Source organism: Hydrogenibacillus sp. N12, from assembly GCF_019645935.1.
GTDB lineage: Bacteria > Bacillota > Bacilli > Thermicanales > DSM-22653 > Hydrogenibacillus > Hydrogenibacillus schlegelii.
The window spans coordinates 2,482,728-2,507,920 of sequence record NZ_CP080953.1; the positions used below are offsets into that span (position 1 = coordinate 2,482,728).

Genomic DNA, 25,193 nt, shown 5'->3' on the forward strand with positions numbered 1-25,193 from the left:
TCTCTGCGCGCCGGAAGGAATGATCTATTTGGGAAGCTTTTTCAGCTGCACCATCATCTTCTGCAGAATGACGGCCATCTCGGCCCGGGTGAGCGGGGCCCGGGGATTGAAGGTGTAGAGGGACTTTTTGTCGTTCGGGTTCACCGGCGAGCCTTGCATGAGGCCGGCCTTCGTCACCGCGGCGATCGCCGGGAGAGCGTAGTAATGCATCTGATTGACGTCGGTGAACTGCTTGGCGAGAATCGCCTGGGCCGCCTCCGGCGTCGCCGGGAGCTTCAGGTTCATCGCCCGGGCGATCATCACCGCCGCCTCCTGGCGGGTGACGTCGGCGTCGGGGTAGTAGTAGCCGGGCTGCTTGCCGCTCACGATCCCGGCCCGGGCCGCCGTTTCGATGTAGCGGTAGGCGTAGTCCCAGGTATCGCCGGAGGGACGGACGTCGTAGAACGACGGCTCCAGCGGATAGCGACCCTCGCTGTCTTCGTACGGGCCGGCGTTGATCGGAAGATCCAGCGCCCGGACGAGGTCGCTTGCGAGTTCGCCCCGGCTCACCGGCCGGTAGGCACCGAACGTCGAGCTCGAGAAGTTGGGCATGATGCCCTTCGCATACATCGTCTCCATCGCCGGCTGGGCGAACGGATGGTTGACGACGTCGGCGAAGGACTGGTTAAGCTTCATGACCATGTAGTAGCCGAAGCGCTTGAAGGGGACGGTGATCGTGTGCTTCTTCGGGTCGACGACGCCGCCGAGGTTCTGCCAGCGGGTGCCGTCGTGGTAGAAGACGGTGAGCTGGTTCGCCGCCTGCTGGACGATGGACGGATCGTAGGCGAGCGTGAGCGTCCCCCGCTGGCTCGGGATGAGGTTGTCCCTCAGGATCGCCCGGCTGCGGAAGTCCCGAAGGCCGAGGGTGTTGCTCACCAGGTACGGATCCCGCCCACCGGGGGCGGCGACGTCTCCGGCGTCGATGTAGTAGAGGGGGCTTGCGTAGATGAAATTCGCCGGCAGGATGAGGGAAGACGCAAGAGCAGAACCGGGCTCGGTCACCTCGCCGGTCGTCCGGTTGGCGAGCCCGAAGTAAAGCGGCACGTCGGTGTAGAGGTCGGTCTGCCGGTCGATGACTTCGTCGTCGAACCGCTTGGGCGGCGGCTTGAGGAGGACCGTCCCCCTGGGGAAGGTCAGCGTCACGGCTTTGTTGAAAGCGGTAAAGCTCGTCTTTTTGCCGAGGGTGTCGTAATACTCGGCGCCGGTGATGGGGGCGTTGGCGTTGTAGATGAGGACTTCGTCCTTGTACGTCTTGTCGGCAAAGGTGAGGGTGAGGGGGATCTTGTTCAGACCGGGCTTTAGGGGCACCGTCGCCGTGAAGACGTAGTACGTCTCCGGCGCCTCGTCGCCGAGCTTTTCGTTGAACACGAAGTCCGGCTTCGTCGTGTTGGACGTCTTGGCCTCTTCCTTGCCGATGAGGACCTTGGTCGCCTTTTCGGCAAAGACTTTCACGACGGCGGCGTTGCTGTTCACGATCGGGTAGGGGTCGGTCGGCTTGGCTTTGAGCGGGGCGAGGACCTTCCAGCCGGCCGCCGCCCGCTCGATGACGATTGTCGCCTCCGCCCGCCGGCCCTGAGCGTCTTCCAGCGTCAAGACGTAGATCGTCTGGCCGGTTCGCCGGAGGGTGAACGGAAGGAGGGCCAGCGCCGCATCCTGGTCGTCGGCGTTCTGCAAGGTTTTTACCGCATCGAGGGTCTGGCGGTAGCGGGAGAGGGTGAGCCCGCCGGAGAAGGCATCGCTTCCGGACACCGATTGCGGAAAGTGATAGTTCGGCGTCGTGCCGTAACCCTGAATGCTGTCGTTAAAACGGTTTTTCAGTTCGTCGAGGTAGGCCTGATACAGGCTTCCGGTTCCGGTTTTGAGAAGCCAGCGATTTTGAGTATCGTCAAATTCATAGCTTCCGATCGCGCGGCCGTTTTTGGTGATGGTCAGCACCATTTTGTCCTGAGGGTTCGGGATGCGGAAGCTCAGCTCCCGGAGATAGGCGGCGTTCGTGCGGTAGACGTTGTCGGCGCCGCTCGGCCGAAGTTCGATCGCCTTGCCGTCCTGTTCCGTCTTCAAGACGATGTCCTGGATCATCGGCGCCTCGCCGGAGAGCACCCGGATCTCGTACTGGAAGCGGGCCTCCGGCACGTCGTCCAGCCGGACGACGAAGAGGTTGTTGCCCGGCGCGAGCTTGAGCGTCCCGGTCAATACCGATCCGTCGACGGTAAAAGTCGGGACCCCCCCGTCGCTTCCAATGGTGATCTGGTCTCTCGGAATGGAGACGCCGTTCAGCGTGAGGGTGAGGTTGGTCGGGTGATCGGCGTTGTCCTTGCCCAGCGGATAATTGTAGACCCGGCCGATGAGACGGATGAGATCCTCTGGCTGTTTGAGGTCGAGGGCGCGATCGACGCTGACCGTTTTCGGGCCGCTTAAGACGGCGGTGAGGGCCACGTACGGCGCGGTGAGGAGATTTAAGCGCACGCTGAAGGTGGCGGCGGTACTCGGGTCGTTCGGATCGCGCACATACCGGAAGGTGAGGGTGCCGCTTTTCCCCGGAAGGGCCTGAAGCGTAAGCCGCACCGTGGCCGTCTGGGTCGCTTGATCGACACGTTCGGGCTTCCAGGAATAGTCTGTTCCGGAGGCAAGAGGCGTTCCGTTCCACAGCACGTCAAAACGGGTGGCATCAAACGCGCCGTTGGCATCGAGCATGTTCCGCGTCTCGAGGAGGAGTTCAAAGGGGAGCGTCGGCAGGCTCACGGTCCCGCCGTCGGTCCACGCTTTCCCGCCGGCGGCTTCGGTGACGGCAAGAAAGCGGGGAAGCGACGCGTCGACGAAGCGGAAGAAGAACGCCGGTTTGACGGCGATCTCCGTCGGGTTTAGCGTCCAGTTTCCGCCGATCCGCTCCTCGACCCAGTAGCGGGCGGAGAGCGCCCACCGGTCGGCGGGGTCGAAGGGGAGGGAATTTCCGTCGACGTCCTGAGCAACGCTCGCCGCATTGGCCGGCGCGTAAAAGAGCGCCTTCGTCCCGCTCGTCGCGTCGGGGGAAAGCGGGGTGCCGCTTTTACGATAAAGCACATAGGTCTCCTGCGTGCCGTCCGGCTTCGTCCGCACGGCGACAAGCTCGTACTTCACCGGCCGGCGGTCCGGGTTCGATACGTCCAGGGCGAGCGTCCAGCGAAGGTTTTGTGAGAAGTCGTCGGATCGAACGACGTTCCCTGTGTCGCGATTCACCGGCACCAGGGTGGGTTGCGTCGGATCGGCGTCCGGGCTTAAGGTCGTCACCGGCGCGCCGTTTTGCCCGGTGCCGACCCGGACGTCGTAAAGGAGGTCGCCGCCGTCGCTCATGAGGGTGACGATGACCGTCCGGTTCAGGTAGACGACTTCTTTGTTGTTTTTCACCGCCCGGAAGGAGAGGACGTTTTCTCCCGTCTTGGCCGACAGGCGGACGGAAAACGTGCCGCCGACGGCGTCGGCCTGCGCTTCGTCGCCGGTGCGGTTGTTTTTCACCCACACCTGTTCGAGGTTGACGCCGCGGCCGTCGACGTAAAGGGTGAGGCGGTCCGGGTTGGGGAGGGTGACGATCGCCGGGGTGTCCTCCAGCACCGAAAGGGGCTGGTCGTTGACCCGAAGCTCGGTGATGAGCGGCGTGTCGTTGTAGCGGACGTAGAACGTAAGGAGCGTCCGCTCGACGACGCCCTGCCGGTCGTAGAAGACGATCGTGTTGAGGTCCGGCCGGAGGGGAACGTCGCGGAAGGTAAACCGGGTGCCGTCGACGATGGGCTTGACCGAGGCGAGATCCTCCGTCTGGCCCTGGTTCGTGATGCGAAGGCGAAGCCCGCTCGGGTCGATGTTCGCCGCGACGCTCCCGGAGAGGGTAATCGTCGGGCTACCGTAGAGAACCGGCTTGTCCGGCTCCGTCCCCAGTCCCCCGAAGCCATCGAGCACGATGAGCGGCGGATCGTTGGCCGCGCTCGCCTGCGGCAGAGACGTAAAAACCGAAGGAGGCCAAAGACCGGCGATGAGGAAGAGCGAAAGCAGGGCGGCCAGAAGCGGCGCCCGCGGGCCGCCCGGCCGGCCATCGTGAGGACGGAGAATCCGGAATCGGCGTCTTCCTGAGCGGTGCATCCCATCGACCTCCCGAACGGCTGACTTTCACCATCCTGTGATCCCGAAAACGGTTCATCAGGGAGTATCGGACGAATCGGGAGGAAGATTGAGGACGGTCGCAAGGATTTGGATGACCGCAGACCGTGTCAAGAGTTCGATAGAGACTTCGGGCACGGCATTCCGCCCAACCCCATTCACAAACCGAGCCTGTCTAACCATAAAACCGAACGCAACAGCACTTCAGCCCCCAAGCGACAATCCTCCGGATCGCTCCATTCGTCCGGCCGATGACTGATTCCACCGCGAGAACGAACAAATATCATCCCGGTTGGCACAAACTGAGCCAACTGCATGGCGTCGTGTCCGGCGCCGCTTGGCAGGTGAAAAGGGCGTATGCCGAGCGAATCGACGGCTTGACGGATCACCCGGCTCACGGCGGGATCGAGGGCCACCGGCTTTAACCGATGGCCTTCCCGAATGCTTACAGAGACGCCGCGCTTTGCCGCAATGGTCTCCATTTCTTGGCGCAGGGTCTGTTCGACGGCATCGCGCACCGCTTCGTCAATCGCCCTGAGATCCACCGTGAATTCGACGGTATGCGGGATGACGTTCACCCCGCCGGGAAGCGCTTCGATCTTCCCGACGGTCGCGACGACCTCATCCCGACGGCGGGCTTCGGCGTCCAAGAAAGCGATCATCGCGGCCGCGGCCGCCAACGGGTCTCGGCGAAGCCTCATCGGCGTCGTTCCGGCGTGCCCGGCCTCCCCTTGGACCTTCACGTGAAGCCAGAGCGGCCCGGCGATCGCCGTGACGACGCCGACCGGGAGCCCTTCGTTTTCCAACACCTTTCCTTGTTCGATGTGCAGCTCGAGGTACGCACGGATGGATGCAGGCGCGCGACGGGCGCTTTCGAGGCGTTCCGGGTCGAGACCGTAGGCCCGCATGGCTTCGGCGATCGTCCATCCTTCGGCATCGGCATGTTCGAGCTCTTTCCTTGAAAGCATTCCGACAAACGCCCGGCTGCCGAGCATGCCCGCCCCGAAGCGCGCCCCTTCTTCATCCGTAAAAGCGATGACCTCGATCGGATGTCGGGTCCGGATGCCGCGTTCTTTCATCGCCGTCAACGCTTCCACTCCGGCGACGACCCCCAAAGCGCCGTCGAACATGCCGCCGTCGACGACCGTATCGAGGTGGCTGCCGATCAAAATCGCGGGAGCCTGATTTTCTTCTCCTTCTACCCGTCCAATCAAATTGCCGACCGCGTCCTCGACGACGGTCGCGCCGATCTCCTCCAGCCAGCCGGCGACCAACCGCTTGGCTCTCCGCTCATTTTCACTGAACGCCAGGCGCGTGATGCCTCCGGTTTCGGGCTGGCGCCCGATTTGGCCGAGCGCCTCCAGCCGATCCATAAGCCGCGCTCCGTCGACCGTCGCGCATAAGTCCTTCACCCTTTTTCCCTCGCTTTCTCAAACGCATACGCGAACTGATATAAAAGCGCCTCATGATAGAATTGGCCGACCAACTGACATCCGATCGGCAAGCCGCTTTTCGACCATCCGCAGGGAATCGACAAACTCGGATGACCGGTGTAGTTAAAAGGCGACGTGAAGCGCAAAAGCGCTTCACGGACGGGTTCTTTCCATTGAGCGTTAACCTCGCGCTGCCCGATCTCCGGCGGCAGGATCGGGAGCGTCGGCGTCAGCAAAACATCGATTTTCTCGAATGCCTTGTTTAACAAGTGAATATATTCTTTTCTTTTTTGCACAGCTTGTACGTACTTATAACCCGAGACTTCTTTGCTTTTTACCAACCTTTCATAGACTTCCGGGTCCAGAAGATCCGGATGTTCTCGAACGGTGGTTTCGTGAACGGCGTAGGCTTCCGCTTGCAATATGACTTGCTGCGCGTTCACGATCGCTTCGAATTCCGGACGAAGATCGAGCCGTTCGATCTTCGCCCCGAGCGCCTCAAAAACGTCGATTGCTTTTTCTAAAGCCCGTAACACTTCCGCTTCGACGCGCTCCGAAAAATACGCGCTCACCCCGACGGTCCGCCCGCGAATGGAACGGCCTATCCATCGCAAATAATCTTCCCGCCGCTTCCGGACCGAATGTGGATCTTTCGGATCGAAACCAACCATAGCCTGGAGAAGAAGAGCGTTGTCGATGACGTCTCGCGTCATCGGGCCCACATGATCGAGGGAATGGGAGAGGGGGAAGACGCCGGAACGGCTGACCAAGCCAAACGTCGGCTTCAGCCCCACGATGCCGTTGGCTGAAGCCGGGATGCGAATCGAACCTCCGGTGTCGGTTCCAACCGCGGCGAAGGCCAGTCGAGCCGCAACCGCGACCCCCGAGCCACCGCTGGATCCACCGCTGATTTTACGCTTGTCAAACGGATTCCGCGTCGGGCCAATGAGGGACCGATCCCCCGTCGGCCCAAAGGCAAATTCATGCGTGTTCGTTTTTCCGATGATCACCGCTCCCGCCCGCTTCAACTTGCGGATCACCGTGGCGTCATCATCGGGGACAAAATGGGCGTACACTTTTGAACCCATCGTCGTCCGGCATCCTCGGGTATACACCATATCCTTCACCGCGATGGGAATGCCGTGTAAAGGGCCGCGCCAACGCCCCCGATCGATTTCGGCCTGCAGCCGTTTGGCCTGGTGTTGCACCCCGTCTTCGCAAATCGTTACATACGCATTTAATTCCGGATCCCGATTTCGGATCTCCCGCAAGACTTCACCGACGAGCTCCGGAATCGAGATCGCCCGGGCCCGAATTCGGTCGGCCAGCGTCTGAATGCTGAGCGCCAAAACATCCATTCCGAAAGCCTCCTGAAGCCGTACGGTCAGATCCCCAAATACGCTTCCCGGATGGTCGGGTTCCGCAAAAGCGCTTCGCTCGAACCGCTGATCGTGACGCGGCCGTTTTCCAGGACGTATCCTCGATCGGCCACTTGAAGCGACTGATGCATGTTCTGTTCGACCAGCAAAATCGTCACGCCGCTTTTACGGATGTCCTGGATCAGCTGAAAAACGTCGTTTACAATCTTCGGCGCCAAACCGAGCGTCGGTTCGTCCAGCATGAGCAATTTCGGCTTGGCCATCAACCCCCGCCCGATCGCGACCATCTGCTGTTCTCCTCCGGAAAGCGAACCCGCCAGTTGATGCCGGCGTTCGTATAACTTAGGAAGCAGCTGAAAGACGAATTCCAGCGATCGTTCCTTTTCTCTTCGAGCCGCTTTGCTGTACGCGCCAAGCTCCAGGTTTTCCAAAACGGTCATAAACGGAAACAGTTGTCTTCCTTCCGGCACGAGCACGATTCCCATCTCGACGCGCCGGAAGGCCGGAACGCGCTGGAGCGGCTGCCCCATCCACGTCATCGTCCCGTTCCACTTTTTGGTCAATCCGGCAATGGTATTCAGAAGGGTCGTTTTCCCGGCGGCGTTGACCCCCAAAATGACCACGATCTCTCCTTCCCGAACCTCAATCGACACCTCGTGCAAGACCTGGATATCTCCGTAGAAGACGTTCAAATCTTCCACTTTAAGCAAAGCGGAGTTCCCCCCCAAAATAGGCCTCGATGACGCGTGAATCCTGAGCGATCTCTTTCGGCGTCCCTTCCGCTATTTTTTCTCCTTGATGCATGACGACCACCCGGTCGGAGAGCGACATGATCGCCCGCATATGATGTTCGATGATGACGATGGTCAGGCCCCCTTCCCGCAGCCTGCGGATCGTGTCGATCATCTGGCCGATCTCCGCCGGCGTAAGCCCCCCCATCACTTCATCGAGCAACAAAATCTTCGGTTCTGTAGCCAGCGCCCGGGCCAATTCCAACCTTTTGCGATGACCGATCGGCAGCGTCGCCGCAGGCTGATCGGCGAAGGGCTTCAGTCCGACCAATTCCACGACGTCCTCGGCGACGGCGCGCGCGTCCGTCAAATCGGAGCGACGCAAAAACGCGCCCACACAGACATTTTCGAGGACGGTCATCTTGCCGAAGGGCTTGACGAGCTGAAACGTCCGCGTGAGCCCGAGCCGGCTGATGGCTTCCGGGCTTTTTCCGGTGATGTCCTGCCCCTCCAAAAACACGCGCCCCGCGTCCGGACGCTCGAATCCGCTGATCAAGTGAAAGAGCGTCGTCTTTCCCGCCCCATTCGGTCCGATGATCCCGAGAATCTCCTGATCGCGCACCTCAAAACTCACATCGCGAACGGCGGTGAGCCCCCCGAAGCGCTTCGTTAAACGCTCAACTTTTAGTTTCAACGCCACCACCCCTCCACTTTCGATAAGCCCTGACCGCGTTGGGCCACAAACCTTCCGGCCAGAACAGCACAAACAGAACGAGCAAAAACCCATAAATCAAGAGGTTTAAACCGTTGATATGGCTAAAGGATTCGCGCAAAAACATATCTAACGGGCTTAGCACGAACGACCCGATCAGCGGCCCCAGGGAGGTGCCCAGGCCGCCGATGATGGACATCAGCGCGGGTTGAATCGAAAAGGCAAACGACAACACGGAGTCCGGCTCGATAAACATAATGTACATCGCATATATGGCGCCGCCGACCGCGGTCAAGAACGCGCTCAGCACCGTGGCCAGGAGCTTCATCTCTTTCACGGGCACGCCCAGCGCCCGCGCGGCGTCTTCATTTTCCCGGATCGCGATGAGATAATAGCCGATTCTTCGCCTTTCCATCGTTTTCGTAATGAAATAAATCAAAGCCACAAAGAGCAAAGCGAGGACAACGTACGTCTCGCGTTCCCGAAACGTCATGTTGACCCAACCGGGTTTAAACGGGAGCGATACGCCTTCCGAACCGTGCGTGAGTTCTTTCAGCTGAATAGCACTAATGTACAGCAACTCCGCGACGGCGATGGTAATCAACGTGTAGAACGGCCCCCGCACCTTAACCGTGATGACGCCGATGAAAAGGGCCAGCAGCGCCGAAAACAGCCCCCCGACGACCATGCCGATCCACGGGGAGACATGAAAGTTAATGTACAACAATGCCGTCGAATACGCCCCAATGCCCACGTAAGCCGCATGTCCCAGAGAAAATTGTCCGGCATACCCCCCTGAAATATTCCATGCGGCAGCCAGAGAGGCCCAGAAAAACGTCATAAACAGGATATCCAAATAGTATTTATTTTTTATTTGATAGATGAGCGCTACCATAAGCAACACGACCAATCCGGCGCTCAAAACGAATCCACCTTTTTTAAGCATGAACCCTCCTGTTTCCTCCTTTACTGCTGCTCAGATGCAATTGCTAATTACTTCCAGTTGTTCAACTACAGTTGCTCGGCGCCCCGTTGTCCGAACAAACCTTGTGGACGCATAATCAAAACCAGAATGAAGATGACGAAATACGCCGCCTGCTTCCATCCCGAACCCAAGTAATAGGCGCTCACGGTCTCCACAACCCCGATGATGAGCGCCCCCACCAATGCGCCGGGAATGCTCCCCAATCCGCCGAGCACCACGACCACGAAAGCGATCAGAAGATACGCCTCACCGATGGACGGATAGGTTGGATAAAGAGGCATCAACAGAACGGCGGCGATCCCGGCCAGAGCGGATCCGATCGCAAACGTCATCGTATACACGCGTCGAACGTCAATCCCCATCAACGTAGCCGAAATACGATTTTGCGTCGTCGCTCGAATCGCTTTGCCGGTATACGTGAATTTGAGAAAGAGAAAAAGAACCAGCGTAATGACAGCCGAAATCCCGAAGGCTACGATCTGAGGAACGCCCAGGAAAACGGGCCCGATTTGAATCGTATCGGTAGAGTAAGTCGTCTGAACGGAGCGATAATCGCCTTTGAAATAGGCCAAAACGGCGTTCGACAACATCATCGACAGCCCCACCGTAGCAAAAATCTGCACTTCATGCGGCCGACCCACGACGCGTTGGACGACCAATTTTTGGATGAGGACGCCGATCAAAAACAGAGCGAGCGGAACGATGAACAGCGAGATGTAAGGATCCAGTCCAAATCCTTTGTATAGGAGATACGTCAGATACATGCCAAGCATCACCAGATCGCCGTGGGTAAAATTGACGATGCGCATCACGCCAAAAATCAACGTGAGACCGACTGCAATCAAGGCATAAATCCCGCCCAAAAGTATGCCTGAGACCGTCAGCTGTAAAAGCACCAACCGGTCCCTCCTCCAAAAAATGATGAAGAGAAGGGGGCCGGCAAAACCGGCCCACTCCTTCTGGACTTTTTTCAACGTTCTATCGAATTCTTCACCCGCTCTTTACTTGTTTCGATCTTTCCACGGAGGGAGAGGCACGTCTTTGATCTCGGCGGTAGCTAATTTTTCCGGCCAGACCATAACGAGCTTCTCATCTTGCCACTGTTGGATGGCGGCGAAGCTCCGCTCATTTAATCCCGCGTTCGGATCGATTTCCGGCAAAAACTTGATGCCCCATCCGTTCGGAAGGCTCCCCTCCGGAATATCTGCCTTAAGAAGGGCCTCGCGAATCGCCTCGGAATCTTCCACAGATGCCGCATTTGGTAGAATTTGCGTTAGTAAGGCATACGTTCCACTAAATGCCCGATAGGCGTGGCCGGCGGGATCGCGCCCTTTCATCTCTTGCCAGCGTTTCCGAAATTCCTCGTCGAGCTTGCGCGCCTCTTCGGTGAGCGCTTCAGGATTCACCATCGCAGGCGCCTCGACGACAAAGATGCCGTTTGCGTCTTTCCCCAGATTTTCCGCCAGGTCCGGAAGGCCGTAACCGGCCGTAATCCCGATGAAGGCCTTCGGATTGAGGTCGTATTGCTTCGCCTGCTTTTGAAAAAGGACGGCATCGTTCACATAGGAGGCGGCGATAATCACGTCCGGATTCACTTCTTTTAATTTGAGTACGAGAGAGGACAAATCGACGCTTGTGGCCTTATAGTTTTCGTAGGCAACCAAATTGATACCGCTTTGCAGAGCTCGAGATTTGACAATTTCCGCAGCGGCCGTCCCAAAGGCTCCGTCTTCAAAAATGACCGCCAGCTTTAGTTTTTCCAGCTCGATTTGTAATCTCGGAGCCAAGGCCTCCTCGACAAAATCGACCGCTGCCGTGCCCAGCTTGGTGGAGTTATCGTTTACCCTAAAGACATATCGGAATCCTTGCTGGTTGAGCTTGTCCGAGGACGCAATTAATTCGTAATAAACAACTCCATTGCGCTCAGCCACCGGCGCCGCGGCCAGCGCCAGTCCGCTCGCGTACGTTCCGATGATCAACTTGACGCCTTCCTTAGAGATCAATCGATTGGCCTCATTGGCCGCCGCCGTTGCATCGGGGGCATCCGCTTTAATGAATTCCACCGGACGCCCGTTAACCCCACCTTGCTCATTGACGATTTTCCGAGCCAGGTCAGCGGCTTCAAACGATTCCGTCCCCAAAAGCGCCAGCGAACCGCTCAAGGGAAAAATAGCACCGATCTTAATGGGATCTTTCTTCTCCGGAGACGAAGACGGCCCCGTCGATTGATCGGCCGGCGCAGAGGGCGAGCCCGAACATCCGGCAGCGAAGACGATGGCCAGGAGTAGAATCGGCCAAAAAACCTTTCGTTTGCGTTGAAACATGTAGCCATCCCCCTTCGATGGATTCGTCTTCACTTCATATCCCTTAGCAAAAAGCATGCCAGCATCAACGGGGACTCAATTGCCGGAGAACGGCCCCATCACCGCCTTCCGCTCCATGCATTATGACATAATGAACATGCGCTAACGCATATTTAATTTTTGTATTTTCCTCGATAAAGTCGATTGATCGACTTTAAGTTCTTTGGCTGCATTGCTGATCGTCCCGTATTCTTTCAATGCCATCCGGATCAGTTTCATTTCAACCGTGCGCACCGCATCCCGAAGGGGGATGATCCGCTTAACGTCAACCCCATCTTTATCTTCCGCGGCCCCCTCACCCTGACGTTCTTGCTTTGATCGAGATGAAGTGCGTTGTTTTAGGCCAGCAGGCAATTGATCGACCGTTACAACTTCACTCTCGGCAGTCACCACTAATCGTTCAACAATATTTTGCAACTCACGTACGTTCCCCGGCCAGTCGTACGCCTCCAGCAACTCCAGCGTCTCTTTTGCAAGCGTGATGGAACGGCCAATTTTTGATTGATACAGGTTGAGAAAATGATGGATCAGCGGAATAATGTCCTCCCTCCGTTCTCTCAGAGGCGGAACGATGATTGGAATGACGTTTAACCGGTAATAGAGGTCTTGCCTAAACTTCCCTTTTTCCACCAGATACTGCAAATCTTGGTTCGTTGCCGCGATAATCCGCACGTCCACGCGGATCGGCTTATGCCCGCCGATACGGACGACTTCCTTTTCCTGGAGTACCCGCAGAAGCTTTGCCTGAAGGCCGATGGGCATGTCTCCGATTTCATCCAAAAACAGCGTCCCTTCGTGGCTCAATTCAAATAACCCTGCTTTTCCATGCTTATCGGCCCCGGTAAACGCCCCGGGCTCGTACCCGAAGAGCTCGCTTTCCAGGAGGGAATCCGGTATCGCAGCACAATTGATCTTGATCAGCGGTTTATTGGCCCGGCTGCTGAGTCGATGAATGTAATTGACGATGATCTCCTTTCCGACGCCCGACTCTCCCAGAATGAGCACCGTAGAATCGGTCGCTGCGACTCGTTCAATGAGCGCAACCAACTTTTCCATCGCTTTGCTTCGATAAACAAGTCGTTCTCCATGAGCCTCCCGTCGCTCTTGCAACTTGACAATTTGACGCCGATATCCCTCGACAATGCTTTTTAATTGATGGAGCTCCCTTTCTAATTCCTCGATTTCCGTCACGTCCCTGGAGGCGTTGACGACGCGAACGATGCGGCCGGATGCGTCTTTTATCGGTGTTCCCACCACCATCAATCGTCGCCCCGTCATCGTCTCTTGCAACACTTGGACTTTGCGTCCGGTTTCCAGCACCAAGCGCGTGACCGATGGGCGAAAAACACCTTCTGCTTCAAGCTCAAAGACGCTTCTGCCCACCAATTCTTCTTTTTTCATCCCCCATAGCCGTTCGCACGCGGAACTGACGCGCATGGTGATGCCACTTCCGTCCGACACATAAATCACATCATATGAATTATCAAATATCGTTTGCAGATCTTGAAATGACGTTCGATATTCGTCGAGTTCCTTTTTGAGCTTCTGATATTCGGTAATCTCTTCGATGACCATCATTCCAATGGCGTTTATCCCCTCTTGCGACCGCTCTTTTAGTCCGATGGACATCGCCTGAAACGCATACCATCGTTCATTCACATGGACTTGCTCCCTTACGAGCATATCTTCCTGAATGATTTTCATCCAGTCCATCTGTCTGACAAGATGCTCGACCAGCATCCCCCAGGCGACGGCGGTTCGATTTTGAAACAAGATCTTCCCTTCGACATCGACGATTAAGATCCCGATGGGCAGGGCGTCGAGGATGACGGGCTCTTGCAAACTCAAGCCCCTTTCCATTAATTTCACCCCCTCAATCTGCAGCCAGCGTTAACCCCATTCTTTAACTTTAGCGTAGTATAATATTATACAAACGACCAAGCTGTTTAGAAAGCAGGGATTCTCATGATCCACCGGCCAGAAGTTAGGATTGAACAAAAGCTCAAAACAGAACTTTATATTACCCCCGATCTCCAACAATCACTGGATATCTTGACCTTAGGCGTGACGGATCTCGCTTCGTATGTAAACAACGTGGCCCTGGACAATCCGGCGATCCGCGTCGACCCACCAACATGGCAGATGTCGGCATCGTTTGCAAGGCGCCCTCATAAAAAAAACCGGCAGCCGCTGGACGAAAAGACTCCAGATCCGGTGATGGCACTTAAGGCACCGGAGCCAACGTTAGCCGATCGCTTAAAAGCGGCCCTCCCGACTTATCAGCTGGATACCGAACTTTTAAAAGGTACCCATCTCATTATTGACGCGCTTGACGAACGCGGCTACCTCGGGATGCCTCTCGAAGAAATCTCTCAGCGCTTTAACTACCCCATGGATCGATTAAAAAAAGCTTTAGAAGTCGTTCAATCGCTTGATCCACCGGGAATCGGCGCACGCGACTTGCGCGAATGCCTTCATCTTCAACACCGGCGACTGGGAGAACCATTACCGGTTTTAACCGCGATTATCGAGGAACATTTGCTTGATGTCGCAAAAGGTCAATTCAAGAAAATCGCCAGCCGCTTGCGCGTTTCTCTCGAAGCGGTTCTTGAAGCCGTGTCACTCCTAAAAACGTTTCATCCCAAACCAGGGAAGCTTTATTCTACCGATTCAGAGCCGACTGTCTACATTATTCCCGACGCGGCTGTGCAGAACAACACAGGCACGCTTGAGGTCAGGATATACGACGATGTTTTACCGCGCCTGACGCTGGAACCGGATATCTTACAGATGCTGCGCCATGAGAAACTGGACACGCAGACGAAAGCGTATCTTGCGCGCCAAGTCGCCAGAGCGAACAAGCTGATTGAACAGCTAAACGCTCGCAAGACAACCCTTGCACGGGTGTTACACGCGGTTGCGCATTATCAGAAGGATTTTTTCTTTTATGGATTCGATCACCTAAAACCGCTCACAATGCAGACCGTCGCCGAAACTGTCGGATTGAGCGTCTCAACGGTCTCTCGGGCCGTACGCGATAAATACATCCAAACACCCTGGGGTGTGATCGAGTTTAAACGCCTTTTTCCCTCAGCGATAAGCGGGACAGAAGCGCAAGGAGAAGCCACTTCGGAAACCGTCATCCGCAAAATCAAGGCGTACATCGAGGCCGAAGACAAAACCCAACCGCTATCTGACGAAGAGATCGCCGCCGCTTTAAATAGGGAGGGCATTTACATCTCTCGACGAACGGTGGCTAAGTACCGTTCCCTCTCGGGCATTCCTTCTTCGCAACAGCGGAAACACGGTGACTTTCTCCCTCCCCCTGAAGGGGAAGGGCTTCCTGGCGGCAGGATGTCCTGCCGGGTTACACCGGAGGCTTCGCGCCTCCGGAGGGGACCGTCACTGAAGTCCCGACTACGTCAGGTACCGGGCTTAAGCCCCGGCCCTTGACGATACGTGTACGTACCGGTTGTAGCGCTTATCCCAGCGCCAGTGCCGGATCGTGCGGAAAGACACCGGACCGGGTACGCCGACGACGTTTTCGGCAAGCCGGAACTTGAGCAAATTCCCGGCGCCGTTCAGATCCGCCTGCAAAGAGAAACCGCACCGCCTGCACTTCCAGTGCCCGCGATGTCTTCTCGACGACGGGTCCCGCCGGCCGCAGGCGTAACAGGTCGATGACGTGTACTTTTCGGGAAGAAAGATCGTCCGAATCCCGCGCATGAGGTTTTTGTACCCCTGCTGGGAGCCGAGGCGATCGTAGGCCATCTGGTGGATCTTCTGGTTGGCCTTCTTCCCTTTCATCCCGGTTCCGGCGGAACGACGAAGGCCGGTCAGATCGCCGAGGACGGCGACGGCGATGCCTTCTTTACGGTCGAGTTCGGCCAGCGCTTTCGTCAGGGCGTGCTCCATGTGCCGGATCCGGCGATCGAGCTTTTCAAGCACCCGGCCTTTGGCCGCCTGAAGCCGGCGCCAGCGCCGCGATCCTTCCCTGAGGCGGCTCAGCTTCGCCTGAAATTCCGCCAGCACTTTGTTCCGGTACTGGATCTGGGCCAGGAGTTCGCGGCCGACGAAAAGATCCAGCACACCGGCGGAGGTCGCCCGGGCAAGCATGGCCGCGTTGTAGTCGTACGCCGCGACGGGCCCCGCCTCAGGGCGGACCGGCACGACCCCGAAATCGAAGGTCACGTGGAGGATGAGGTTTTCCACCTTCCGGCGACGGACGATCGCCTTCACCTTGACCTCGACCGGGGTGCCGGTCACGCTTCGTCCGTCCGGCAGGACGATGACGTTCCATCCCGCAGGCAGCGGAACCGAAACGGGGTCTTTTCCCCGCGATCGCTTCAGCACAAGGCCGTCATCTCCGGCTTTAAACCCTTGCTTTTTCCAGGTCACGGTCCGAAGGTGTTTCTTTGGCTTGAAATCCGGCGGACGCATTTCATCGTGACCGTTTTCCCGGTGCTTCCGGTAGCCGGAGACGGCCTCAAAGTACTCTTCCACGACCGCTTGAGCCGACTGGGAGTGGAGTTCTTTCCAGACCTTGAAGAACTTGAATTTCGCCTTCAACTCTCCTTCGTTCGGCCACCGGTTTTCCTTTTCCCGGATCTCCCGCGAATGCCAGACGCACGAATTCCAGATCCGGTTGGCCGCCTGCATGATCGGTTCGAACTCCGGCCGGCGGTCGGGTCCGATCGGAAACTGCCGGGTGAGCAGCAGCCGATCGGGATGGGAGGCAGAACTCCAGGCCATGCTTTTCACCTCCTTTAAGGCGAGGATACCGAAATTCGTACAAATGTTCAAGCGCCGCTTTCATCCCGCCCCCTGAAGGAGGCGGGTCTTCCCGCGGCGTTCTATAAAAAGGCGCCGGAAAACCCTTTTCGGAAGAAATCGAACCCGTTTATCGCCATTGATCCTTGTCTTCGGCAAAAAGGCGTTCCATGACGACGCGTCATTGACGGGCAATATTTTGCGCGAGTACCGCCTTGATCTTGCTCCGTCTTTAGCGTGCGTTCTCCGGATCCCGAACAGCGTGCGTTCTCCGGATCCCGAACAGCTCGGCGCCACCCGGGGAGCGCTTCTTTTGGAAGTCGGGCGATCCTAAAGCCGCGGCCCCCCGGTCTTCGGGTGAAGCCCGGACGCGAAATCGAGCCCTCAGAACCCCACATCACCGGCGCGCATGGGGAGCGAGTGAAAGCGTTCCCGCCCAGAGGGATGGAAGAGGGAAGACGGTCAGATGATCCGCATGACGAGTTCCGGATCGACGGCCGGACGTCCGGTGCGTTCCGAGTCAAGCGGGGCGACCCACTCACGGATCATCGCTATGAGCGTGTAAAGTTTAGGTAGGCAGGCAGGAGTCCACGCTGTTCAAAGCGAATGGAGATCTCACCGAAAAAAAATACCGGCCCTTTGGGCCGGTAAGGGAAGGTGATCTCCATGGACTTCTTTCGACGCCTGCTTCCGATTCTCCTTCTGTTCCTTAGCAAAATGCTTCACCTTTCGAGGCGGAATTTCACCTTTTCACAGCTGGAGGAACAGGTGGCCGACGCGACCCGCTGGCCGGCCCGAGAAGTGATGACGCTCCTTCTGGAACAGGTCGACATCGAGCTGATGGAAGCGCGGGATACCCGGAAGTGGCGACTGGTACATGCCAAAACGCGAAGCATCCTCACCCTGTTTGGGGAGCTTCGGATTCGGCGGCGCTTCTATCGAAACACCGAGACCGGCGAGACGGCTTTTTTGCTCGATGACGCGCTGGGTCTTTCTTCTGGGCAGCGGGTATCGGACCGGCTGAAAGAGCGGATGGCATGGCTGGCGACGGAAGTGTCTTACCGGCGGGCGGCGGAGATTTTGGCGTCCTGGGCTCCCGGCGTGAGCGCCATGAGCGTGTGGAAGGCGGTGCAGGAGCTGGGGGAAGCGGAGCGCCGGCGGGCCGCGGAGAGCCGGCGGCGGGTGTTTGAGCGGGGCGAAGTGCCGGCCGGGGCGCGGAAAGCTGAAGCGCTTGGCGTCGAAGCGGACGGCGTATGGATTCGGGCGCGGAAGGCGCGGCCGGAAGACGCCGGGTTCCTGGAGATCAAGCTCGGCGTCGCCTATGAAGGGCGGAGTGAGAATGGACGGCTTAAGAACCGGCAGGCGGTCGCCGGCGTGATGGAAGCGGAGGCCTTTTGGGAAGAAACGGTGGCCCAGTTGGGCGAGAGGTGGGATCTGAGCGTCGTTCGGCGGATCTGGCTGGGCGGTGACGGTGAGCGATGGATCAAGGCGGGGGCGGCGTGGCTTCCCGGAGCCGTCTTTCGCCTGGACCGCTACCATCTCCGGCGGGCGCTTCTTGAGGCGCTGGGAAGCGACCGGGAAGCGTACGAGCGGGTTGCCGAAGGGATCGCCCAGGGGGACTGGAACGCGGTGGAGGAGGGTTTACGGGAAGCGTGGGTCCGGGCGACGCGGCGGGGAAAAGCGCGCGTGCGTCGACTGGAGCAATACCTCCGTCACAATTGGGAAGGCATTATCGCCCTGCCGGAGGCCTGGCGTCTTGGGGCGGTCGAAGGGGAAGTGTTTCACATCATCGCCCGCCGGATGAAGCGACAGGGGGCGCGGTGGAGCCGTCACGGGGCGGATGCCCTGGCGCGGTTACTGACGGCCCGGGCGAATGGGCGCTTCGGGGAAGCGGGGCGGTCAGAGGCGCAAGGGCGCCAGTCCGAGGCGAAAGAAGCAAAGCACCGTTGGCGGAAGCCGGATGTCCGGCAGGGGCTGGCTCACGCGGCTGGGGAGTGGCTGCGGGGGCATCTTCCGGCGCTGGAAGGTCCGTTCGCTGGGAAACCGTGGGTGAAGTACGTTTTGCGCGAGCTTACAAGACCGGTCTTCCCATGAGATTGAGCGCGGATTTCCCTTTCGGTGAGATCCCTGCCTACCGAACCTTGACACGGCCCATCGCTATACTTTAATTGACAAAGCATCTATAAATTGTATAGAATATGGAGCGTACGAGCCGGTCAGGATATGGATGATGATCGGACCCAAACGGAAGGGGGCAGACCGATGATTGCGGTGACGGGGGCGACGGGAAAGCTCGGACGGCTGGTCATCGCGTCCCTTTTGCAGCGAATCCCGGCGAACGAGATCGTGGCGGCGGTGCGGAATCCGGGCAAGGCGTCGGAACTGGCCGCGCAGGGCGTCACCATCCGGGAAGCCGATTATACGCGACCGGCAACGCTGGAGGCGGCGTTTGCCGGCATCGACAAGCTGCTTCTCATCTCTTCCAGCGAGATCGGCCAGCGCGTCCAGCATCACCGGAACGTCATCGACGCGGCCCGGCGCGCCGGCGTAAAGCTCTTCGTCTACACCAGCCTGCTTCATGCCGACACGTCGCAGATCAATCTGGCCGAGGAGCATCGCCAGACCGAAGCGGCGATTCGCGCGTCCGGTCTGCCGTACGTGATCTTGCGGAACGGCTGGTACACGGAAAACTATGAAGACACAGTGCGCAGCGCCGTCCAAAACGGCGTGCTCGTCGGAAGCGCAGGAGACGGGCGGATCTCTTCAGCCAGCCGGGCCGATTATGCGGAGGCCGCCGCCGTCGTCCTCACGACCGAAGGACATGAAGGGAAGGTCTACGAGCTGGCCGGAGATGAGGCCTGGACGATGGACGACCTCGCCCGAGAAATCTCCCGTCAGGTCGGTCGCGTTATCCCCTATCGGAACGTGGACCCTGAGGAGTACGCGTCTTTGCTCATCCGTTCCGGCATTCCCGAAGCGTACGCCAGGATGATCGCCGGCTGGGACGTGGCGATCGCCGCCGGCAGCCTCTTTGACGACGGTCGGCAGCTCAGCGCCCTGATCCAGCGGCCGACCACGCCGATGGCGCGCACGGTGGAAGCGTGGCTGAAGCAGAACCGCTGACCGATTGAATCGTTCCGCCCGGTCGAATCGTTCCGCCCGGGGTCATGCGGCACGGGCGCCGGATGACCTCAGGCGGATTATTTTTGTCTTCCTTGATCGACCAGCCAGTCGACAAAGCGGGCGACACCGGCGGAAAAGGGCATCCTCGGCGCATACCCCAAAAGCCGTTTCGCTTTTTTGATATCCGCCCACGTCCGAGGCACATCCCCGGGCTGAGCCGGTAAAAACTCCAGACGCGCCCGCACGCCGAGGGCTTCCTCCAGCGCCCGCACCATTTCCAGAAGCCCGACGGTCTTTTGATTGCCCAAATTGATGATCTCATAGGACGTGGCCGCATAGTCCATCGCCCGGCGCACGCCATCGACGATATCGTCGATGTACGTGTAGTCCCGCCGGCTCGTTCCGTCGCCGTAGATCGGGATCGGCTCGCCGCGAAGCATCCGCCGCGCGAACTTATGAAGCGCAAGATCCGGCCGCTGCCGGGGACCATACACGGTGAAAAAGCGGAGGGCGATGAAGCGGATCCCATACAGATGGCTGTAGATGTGGCCGAGGAGCTCGCCGCTCCCCTTCGTCGAGGCGTACGGACTGATCGGCCGAAGCACGCCGTCGTCTTCCCGCCACGGGACGTTCGGGTTCACGCCGTAGACGCTCGACGAGGAGGCGAAGACGAACTGCCGGATGCCCCGTTCGCGGGCGAGTTCGAGCAGGTGCTGCGTCCCGGTGACGTTTACCGCCTGGTAGCCGAGGGGGTCCCGGATCGACGGACGGACGCCGGCCCTGGCCGCCAGATGGACGATGACGTCATAATCATCGCGAAGCGACCGGAAGAGCCCTTCCCGGTCGCGGATGTCGGCTTCGACGAGGCGGTAACGCTCATAGTCAAGGTGGGCGGCGATGTTCTTTCGCTTGATCGCCGGGTCATAGAAGGGATCGAAGTTGTCAACGTTGGTCACCGCCCAGCCTTCGGCCAGGAGGCGGTCGATGAGGTGGCTCCCGATGAATCCCGCACCGCCGGTCACGAGGGCATGTTTCACGGTCTCGCCTCCGGGTTCGAACCGCTCGACGACGGTTGACTCCACGACGGTTGATGATCCAGAATCGAGCCGATCATCGCCCCACGCCGAGATACAAGAGCCCGGCCGCCCGGACCGCTTCCGGGGCGTAGACGTTCCGTCCGTCGAGGAAGACCGGCGTGCGCATGAGGTCCCTCAGGCGCGGGAGATCTAGGCGGCGGTATTCCGCCCACTCCGTCGCAAGAAGGAGCGCGTCGGCGCCGTCCGCGGCGGCGTACGGGTCGGAGACGAAGGTCACCTCCGCCCGCTCCGCCTCAGTGAGTGCCCGCTCGGCATTGGGGACGGCGATCGGGTCGTGGGCGCGGACGTGGGCGCCGAGGGCGACGAGGCGGCGAAGGACGGCGAGGGCCGGCGATTCGCGGACGTCATCCGTGTTCGGCTTGAAGGCAAGCCCGAGGACGGCGACCGTCCGCCCGCGGACGCCTTTTAAGGCGGACTGCAGCTTCTCGACGACCCGCTCGCGCTGCAGCTCGTTCACCCGCCGCGCCGCTTCGACGATCGGCATCTCATACCGATGTTCCCGCCCGACGGCGAGGAGGGCGGCCGTGTCCTTCGGAAAGCAGCTCCCGCCCCAGCCGAGTCCCGCCGCCAGGTAGCGCGGGCCGATCCGGGTATCGAGCCCGATGCCGCGCGCCACCTCGATCACGTCCGCGCCGACCTTTTCCGCGAGGCCGGCGATTTCGTTGATGAAGCTGATCTTAAGCGCCAGAAAGGCGTTCGCGGCGTACTTGATGAGCTCGGCGCTCACCGGGTCCGTCGTGATGAACGGCGGAAGGCCGCCTTCTTCTCTCCGGGGAATGACGTCCGGCGGCTCAAACGTCCGCTCGAGAAGCGGCCGGTACAGGCGGTGTAGCACCTCTGCCGCCTCCGGATCGTCGACGCCGACGATGATCCGGTCGGGGTAAAAGCTGTCGTAAAGGGCCATCCCCTCCCGGAGAAACTCCGGGTTCGAGGCGACCCACACGGTGGCCTCCGTCCCCTGCGCTTCCAGCGTCCGGCGGATGACGTGGGCGACGCGCCGGTTTGTCCCGATCGGCACCGTCGACTTGACGACGACGGTGTACGCGTGGCCGCTCGCCATCCCTTCGGCGATCGTCCAGGCCGCCGCTTCGACGTACCGCGTGTCGGCCTCGCCGTCCGCCTTCTCCGGCGTGCCGACGGCGATCATGATGACGTCCGCCTCGCCGACGGAAGCCTTGAGGTCGTCGGTAAACGAAAGCCGGTCCCCGAGCCGGGCCAGCATCGCCTCGACGCCCGGCTCGTGGATCGGGCTTTTCCCCTGGCGAAGGAGCTCGAGCTTTCGCCGATCGATGTCCACGCCGGTGACGTGGTGGCCGATGTAAGTCAGAAGCACCGCCGTCGTAAGGCCGACGTAGCCCGCGCCGACGATGACGATCTGCATTTTGGGGCACCCTTCCCTTATCAGATCGAATGATCGGGGAACGAATGACCGGGCGGATGACCAGATTCGAGACCGGTAAAATTGCGAACCGTGACGATGATCGGGCGCGTCGTCTCGATTTGTCCGGACGGTTCCATTGTACTCCGTTGTACTCCGTGGAAAAACAAAAGAAAGCAGGAGAAAACGCAAAAATTCTAATACGATTCTCTTGACTTTCGGCCTTCGCCCGACTATGATGTATACAATCAAACGATGATTTCGATGTGAGCGCCTGTTTTATGGCTTATTTATTGATGAAAAATACGTTTGTACTCTGTGATTGTATACAAATTAAAAGCCGGTGAAAAGGAGCGGGGCCATGGCGATCAAGATTCAAGAAGTGGGTCCCCGGGACGGCCTGCAAAACGAACGCACCCTGCTTTCAACCGAACAGAAGCTGGAACTCATCCATCGCCTTGTCGAGGCCGGCCTGCGGTTCATCGAAGCGGCGTCGTTCGTTCGCCCGGAAGCCGTGCCCCAGATGGCCGACGCCGATGCGGTCTTCCGGGGGCTCCACCGGCGGGACGGCATCGTCTACGCCGGATTGGCCCTCAATCGCCGGGGCGTGGAACGGGCCCTTCAGGCCGATGTCGACGAGATTCACCTGTCGCTGGGCGTGACGGAATCGTTCAACCGCACCAATCAGGGGACCTCCCCCGAAGACAATTTTCAGGCTTTCCTCGCCGCCCTCGCGGACATCAGAGGGCGCGGAGATCGACGCCGCCCGGTGACGATCACCTTCTCCGTCGCCTTCGGCTGCCCGTTCGAAGGCGCCGTAGACGAAGGGCGGGTCGTCGAATGGGTCCGGCGGGCGGCAGAAGCCGGGTTCGACGAAATCATCCTTGCAGATACGATCGGGGTCGCCGATCCCCGCCAGGTGGGGCGCCTCGTGCGGCGGTCCCGCGAAGCGACGGAGGGGCGCGTGCCGATCGGCGTACATCTGCATAACACCCGCAACACCGGCCTCGCCAACGCCTACGCCGCTTTGGAAAACGGGGCCACGACGTTCGACGCCTCGGTCGGCGGGCTCGGGGGCTGTCCGTTTGCGCCCAACGCCACGGGCAACATCGCCACGGAAGATCTGGTGTACATGTTCGAACGGATGGGCGTCGCCACCGGCGTCGACCTGGACGCTCTGATCGACGTGGCCCGCTGGGCGGAAAAGATCGTCGGACACCCCCTAGAGGGCATGGTGATGAAGGCCGGTCCCTTCCGGCCCCTGGGTGCCCGGCGGACCTGAGCTTTCTTGAACGATGGAAAGGAGGATACATCGTGGAAGACCAAGCCGTAAGGCCGACCGCCCATCCCGAACGGATCGACAGGCCCGCCTCGGTCGGCAATCGGGATCAGGCGCCGGCATCCGGGTTGGCCCTCCGTCTGAATGGGGTCACCAAGCGCTTCCGGACGCCGAGCGGCGGCACATACACGGCGGTGGAAGACATCGACCTGGACGTTGCCGCCGGGACGTTCGTCTCCATCGTCGGACCCAGCGGAAGCGGCAAGTCCACGATTTTGAACATGACCGCCGGGCTTACGGAGCCGTCGGCGGGGACCATCGAAGTTTTCGGCGAGCCGCTCCGGGGGCTGAACCGGCGGGCGACGTACATGTTTCAGCAGGACGCCCTTCTGCCATGGAAAACGGTGCTGGAAAACGCCATGCTCGGCCTGATCTTCCGTGGCGTCGACCGCCGGGAAGCCCGGGAACGGGCGCTTTACTGGCTGGAGAAGGTGGGGCTCAGGCCGTTTGCCGACCGGTATCCGTATCAGCTGTCCGGCGGCATGCGCAAGCGGGTGGCGGTGGCCCAGAGCTGGATCGTCGACCCGGACATCCTGCATATGGACGAACCGTTCAGCGCCCTGGACGTCCAGACGCGGCAGATGATGGAAAACGAACTGCTGGAACTCTGGGCTTCATCCCGGAAGACGGTCCTGTTCGTCACGCACGACCTGGAAGAGGCGATCGCCCTCTCCGACGAGGTCGTCGTTCTTTCCGCCGGACCGGGAAGCCGCATCGTCGGCCGCTTCAAGGTGGACATCCCCCGGCCGCGAAATCTGATCGACATCCGCGCCGAACCGGCCTTCGGCGAGCTGTACCGCTCGATCTGGGCCATCTTGCGGGAGGAGGTGCTGAAAAGTTATGAGCGCCACAAATCCCTGGCCCGAGCGTGAAGAGCGCCCCGTGTGGGCGGCCGGACGGCGCCGGTCCTGGGCCGCAAGCCTTCTCGGCTCCGTCCGCCTGTGGCAGGTCCTTCTCGGTCTGGCGATCCTCCTCGCGTGGGAGGCGGCGGTCGGCGCCGGCGCCGTGGATCCCTTTTTCTTCAGCCGGCCGTCGGCGATCCTCCTGCGCATCGCCCAATGGTTCGGGAGCGGGTTCATCTGGCCGCACCTGTGGGTCACGCTGGAAGAGACGTTTCTGTCCTTCGCCATCGGCGCCCTGCTCGGCATCGTCTTCGGCTTCGCTCTGGCACGCCTGCCGTTCGTCTCCAAAGTCCTGGAACCGTACATCCACATGTTCAACTCCATGCCCCGGGTCGTTCTGGCGCCGATCTTCATGCTCTGGTTCGGCCTCGGCATCTGGTCCAAAGTGGCCCTCGGGGTGACGCTCGTCTTTTTCATCGTCTTTTTCAACGTCTATCAGGGCGTGCGGGAGGTCAGCCGGGTCGTCATCGACAACGCCCGCATGCTCGGCGCCACCGAGCGGCAGCTTCTGTGGCACGTCCTTGTGCCCTCGGCGCTGTCGTGGATTTTTTCCAGCCTGCACACCAGCATCGGCTTCGCCATCGTCGGCGCCGTCGTCGGCGAATATATGGGCGCTTCAAAGGGCGTGGGGTATCTCATCGCCCATGCCGAAGGGGTCTTCGACACGACCGGCGTATTTGCCGGAATGGTCGTCCTGATGCTCATCGTGCTCGTTGTGGATCAGGCCGTGCATCACGTGGAGCGGTATCTTTTGCGCTGGAAGCCGGAAGAGAGCGCCGCCGAAAGCTGATCGCATCCATCGCCGCATCTTTTA

Annotated in this window: 18 protein-coding genes; 6 read left to right on the forward strand and 12 right to left on the reverse strand. The window is 59.6% G+C overall.

Going from position 1 to position 25,193, the window contains the following annotated elements; translation table 11 throughout:
* Positions 1-24: 24 nt before the first annotated feature.
* The 9 genes from K2M58_RS11625 to K2M58_RS11665 all read right to left on the reverse strand — a co-directional run bounded on the left by K2M58_RS11625 (position 25) and on the right by K2M58_RS11665 (position 13,630).
* Positions 25-4,149 carry an S-layer homology domain-containing protein gene (locus tag K2M58_RS11625; RefSeq protein ID WP_220677673.1) on the reverse strand — a complete coding sequence of 1,375 codons (4,125 nt, stop codon included), beginning with the start codon at positions 4,147-4,149 and terminating at the stop codon, positions 25-27.
* A gap of 176 nt (positions 4,150-4,325) precedes the next feature.
* Positions 4,326-5,579 carry a Zn-dependent hydrolase gene (locus K2M58_RS11630; RefSeq protein ID WP_289628253.1) on the reverse strand — a complete coding sequence of 418 codons (1,254 nt, stop codon included), beginning with the start codon at positions 5,577-5,579 and terminating at the stop codon, positions 4,326-4,328.
* The gene (locus K2M58_RS11635) at positions 5,576-6,958 is read right to left on the reverse strand and encodes an amidase (protein WP_220677674.1); all 1,383 of its coding nucleotides are present in this window, start codon (positions 6,956-6,958) and stop codon (positions 5,576-5,578) included. Before K2M58_RS11635 ends, K2M58_RS11630 begins: the two co-directional genes overlap by 4 nt.
* A 26-nt stretch (positions 6,959-6,984) precedes the next feature.
* A complete protein-coding gene (locus tag K2M58_RS11640) occupies positions 6,985-7,689 on the reverse strand; it encodes an ABC transporter ATP-binding protein (protein ID WP_220677675.1) in 705 nt (234 codons plus the stop codon).
* Positions 7,682-8,410, reverse strand: coding sequence for an ABC transporter ATP-binding protein (locus K2M58_RS11645; protein ID WP_245637641.1), 729 nt, complete (start codon positions 8,408-8,410; stop codon positions 7,682-7,684). Before K2M58_RS11645 ends, K2M58_RS11640 begins: the two co-directional genes overlap by 8 nt.
* Positions 8,388-9,368, reverse strand: coding sequence for a branched-chain amino acid ABC transporter permease (locus K2M58_RS11650; RefSeq protein WP_220677677.1), 981 nt, complete (start codon positions 9,366-9,368; stop codon positions 8,388-8,390). The genes K2M58_RS11645 and K2M58_RS11650 overlap by 23 nt, the downstream gene beginning before the upstream one ends.
* Positions 9,369-9,433: 65 nt before the next feature.
* Entirely contained in the window at positions 9,434-10,303 is an 870-nt protein-coding gene (locus tag K2M58_RS11655; RefSeq protein WP_245637642.1) for a branched-chain amino acid ABC transporter permease, read from the reverse strand.
* A 105-nt stretch (positions 10,304-10,408) separates the two neighbouring features.
* On the reverse strand, positions 10,409-11,731 hold the full coding sequence (locus tag K2M58_RS11660) for an ABC transporter substrate-binding protein (protein WP_220677678.1): 1,323 nt from the start codon (positions 11,729-11,731) through the stop codon (positions 10,409-10,411).
* 141 nt (positions 11,732-11,872) lie between these two features.
* The gene (locus K2M58_RS11665; protein ID WP_252393626.1) at positions 11,873-13,630 is read right to left on the reverse strand and encodes a sigma-54 interaction domain-containing protein; all 1,758 of its coding nucleotides are present in this window, start codon (positions 13,628-13,630) and stop codon (positions 11,873-11,875) included.
* A 105-nt stretch (positions 13,631-13,735) separates the two neighbouring features.
* Between K2M58_RS11665 and rpoN the strand changes: the two genes are divergently transcribed.
* Positions 13,736-15,223: an RNA polymerase factor sigma-54 gene (gene rpoN / locus K2M58_RS11670; RefSeq protein ID WP_220677680.1), complete on the forward strand. Its 1,488-nt coding sequence runs from the start codon at positions 13,736-13,738 to the stop codon at positions 15,221-15,223.
* Here the strand turns inward: rpoN and K2M58_RS11675 are convergent.
* On the reverse strand, positions 15,206-16,522 hold the full coding sequence (locus K2M58_RS11675; RefSeq protein ID WP_220677681.1) for an RNA-guided endonuclease InsQ/TnpB family protein: 1,317 nt from the start codon (positions 16,520-16,522) through the stop codon (positions 15,206-15,208). The two genes, rpoN and K2M58_RS11675, sit on opposite strands and share 18 nt — an antisense overlap.
* A gap of 684 nt (positions 16,523-17,206) precedes the next feature.
* Here K2M58_RS11675 and K2M58_RS11680 point away from each other — a divergent pair.
* Together K2M58_RS11680 and K2M58_RS11685 are read left to right on the forward strand one after the other, a co-directional pair.
* Positions 17,207-18,634, forward strand: a complete 1,428-nt coding sequence (locus K2M58_RS11680) for an ISLre2 family transposase (protein WP_220677682.1) — start codon at positions 17,207-17,209, stop codon at positions 18,632-18,634.
* A 168-nt stretch (positions 18,635-18,802) separates the two neighbouring features.
* Positions 18,803-19,663, forward strand: a complete 861-nt coding sequence (locus tag K2M58_RS11685) for an SDR family oxidoreductase (RefSeq protein ID WP_220677683.1) — start codon at positions 18,803-18,805, stop codon at positions 19,661-19,663.
* 77 nt (positions 19,664-19,740) lie between these two features.
* On the opposite strand, the gene K2M58_RS11690 is transcribed toward K2M58_RS11685, so the two are convergent.
* Together K2M58_RS11690 and K2M58_RS11695 are read right to left on the reverse strand one after the other, a co-directional pair.
* A complete protein-coding gene (locus K2M58_RS11690; RefSeq protein ID WP_220677684.1) occupies positions 19,741-20,700 on the reverse strand; it encodes an NAD-dependent epimerase/dehydratase family protein in 960 nt (319 codons plus the stop codon).
* A 73-nt stretch (positions 20,701-20,773) separates the two neighbouring features.
* Positions 20,774-22,141, reverse strand: coding sequence for a UDP-glucose dehydrogenase family protein (locus tag K2M58_RS11695; protein WP_220677685.1), 1,368 nt, complete (start codon positions 22,139-22,141; stop codon positions 20,774-20,776).
* A gap of 358 nt (positions 22,142-22,499) precedes the next feature.
* Between K2M58_RS11695 and K2M58_RS11700 the strand changes: the two genes are divergently transcribed.
* From K2M58_RS11700 to K2M58_RS11710, 3 genes are read left to right on the forward strand one after another with little or no spacing between them, the layout of a single operon-like run.
* Entirely contained in the window at positions 22,500-23,420 is a 921-nt protein-coding gene (locus K2M58_RS11700) for a hydroxymethylglutaryl-CoA lyase (protein WP_220677686.1), read from the forward strand.
* A 32-nt stretch (positions 23,421-23,452) separates the two neighbouring features.
* Positions 23,453-24,349: an ABC transporter ATP-binding protein gene (locus K2M58_RS11705; protein ID WP_220677687.1), complete on the forward strand. Its 897-nt coding sequence runs from the start codon at positions 23,453-23,455 to the stop codon at positions 24,347-24,349.
* Positions 24,318-25,169, forward strand: coding sequence for an ABC transporter permease (locus tag K2M58_RS11710; protein ID WP_220677688.1), 852 nt, complete (start codon positions 24,318-24,320; stop codon positions 25,167-25,169). Before K2M58_RS11705 ends, K2M58_RS11710 begins: the two co-directional genes overlap by 32 nt.
* Positions 25,170-25,193 lie beyond the last annotated feature (24 nt).

Coding starts and splice junctions, on each gene's coding strand:
- K2M58_RS11625 (WP_220677673.1), bottom strand. CDS start 4,149: ATGCACCGCTCAGGAAGACGCCGATTCCGGATTCTCCGTCCTCACGAT.
- K2M58_RS11635 (WP_220677674.1), bottom strand. CDS start 6,958: ATGGATGTTTTGGCGCTCAGCATTCAGACGCTGGCCGACCGAATTCGG.
- K2M58_RS11650 (WP_220677677.1), bottom strand. CDS start 9,368: ATGCTTAAAAAAGGTGGATTCGTTTTGAGCGCCGGATTGGTCGTGTTG.
- K2M58_RS11660 (WP_220677678.1), bottom strand. CDS start 11,731: ATGTTTCAACGCAAACGAAAGGTTTTTTGGCCGATTCTACTCCTGGCC.
- K2M58_RS11665 (WP_252393626.1), bottom strand. CDS start 13,630: ATGGAAAGGGGCTTGAGTTTGCAAGAGCCCGTCATCCTCGACGCCCTG.
- rpoN (WP_220677680.1), top strand. CDS start 13,736: ATGATCCACCGGCCAGAAGTTAGGATTGAACAAAAGCTCAAAACAGAA.
- K2M58_RS11675 (WP_220677681.1), bottom strand. CDS start 16,522: ATGGCCTGGAGTTCTGCCTCCCATCCCGATCGGCTGCTGCTCACCCGG.
- K2M58_RS11680 (WP_220677682.1), top strand. CDS start 17,207: ATGGACTTCTTTCGACGCCTGCTTCCGATTCTCCTTCTGTTCCTTAGC.
- K2M58_RS11685 (WP_220677683.1), top strand. CDS start 18,803: ATGATTGCGGTGACGGGGGCGACGGGAAAGCTCGGACGGCTGGTCATC.
- K2M58_RS11695 (WP_220677685.1), bottom strand. CDS start 22,141: ATGCAGATCGTCATCGTCGGCGCGGGCTACGTCGGCCTTACGACGGCG.
- K2M58_RS11700 (WP_220677686.1), top strand. CDS start 22,500: ATGGCGATCAAGATTCAAGAAGTGGGTCCCCGGGACGGCCTGCAAAAC.
- K2M58_RS11710 (WP_220677688.1), top strand. CDS start 24,318: ATGAGCGCCACAAATCCCTGGCCCGAGCGTGAAGAGCGCCCCGTGTGG.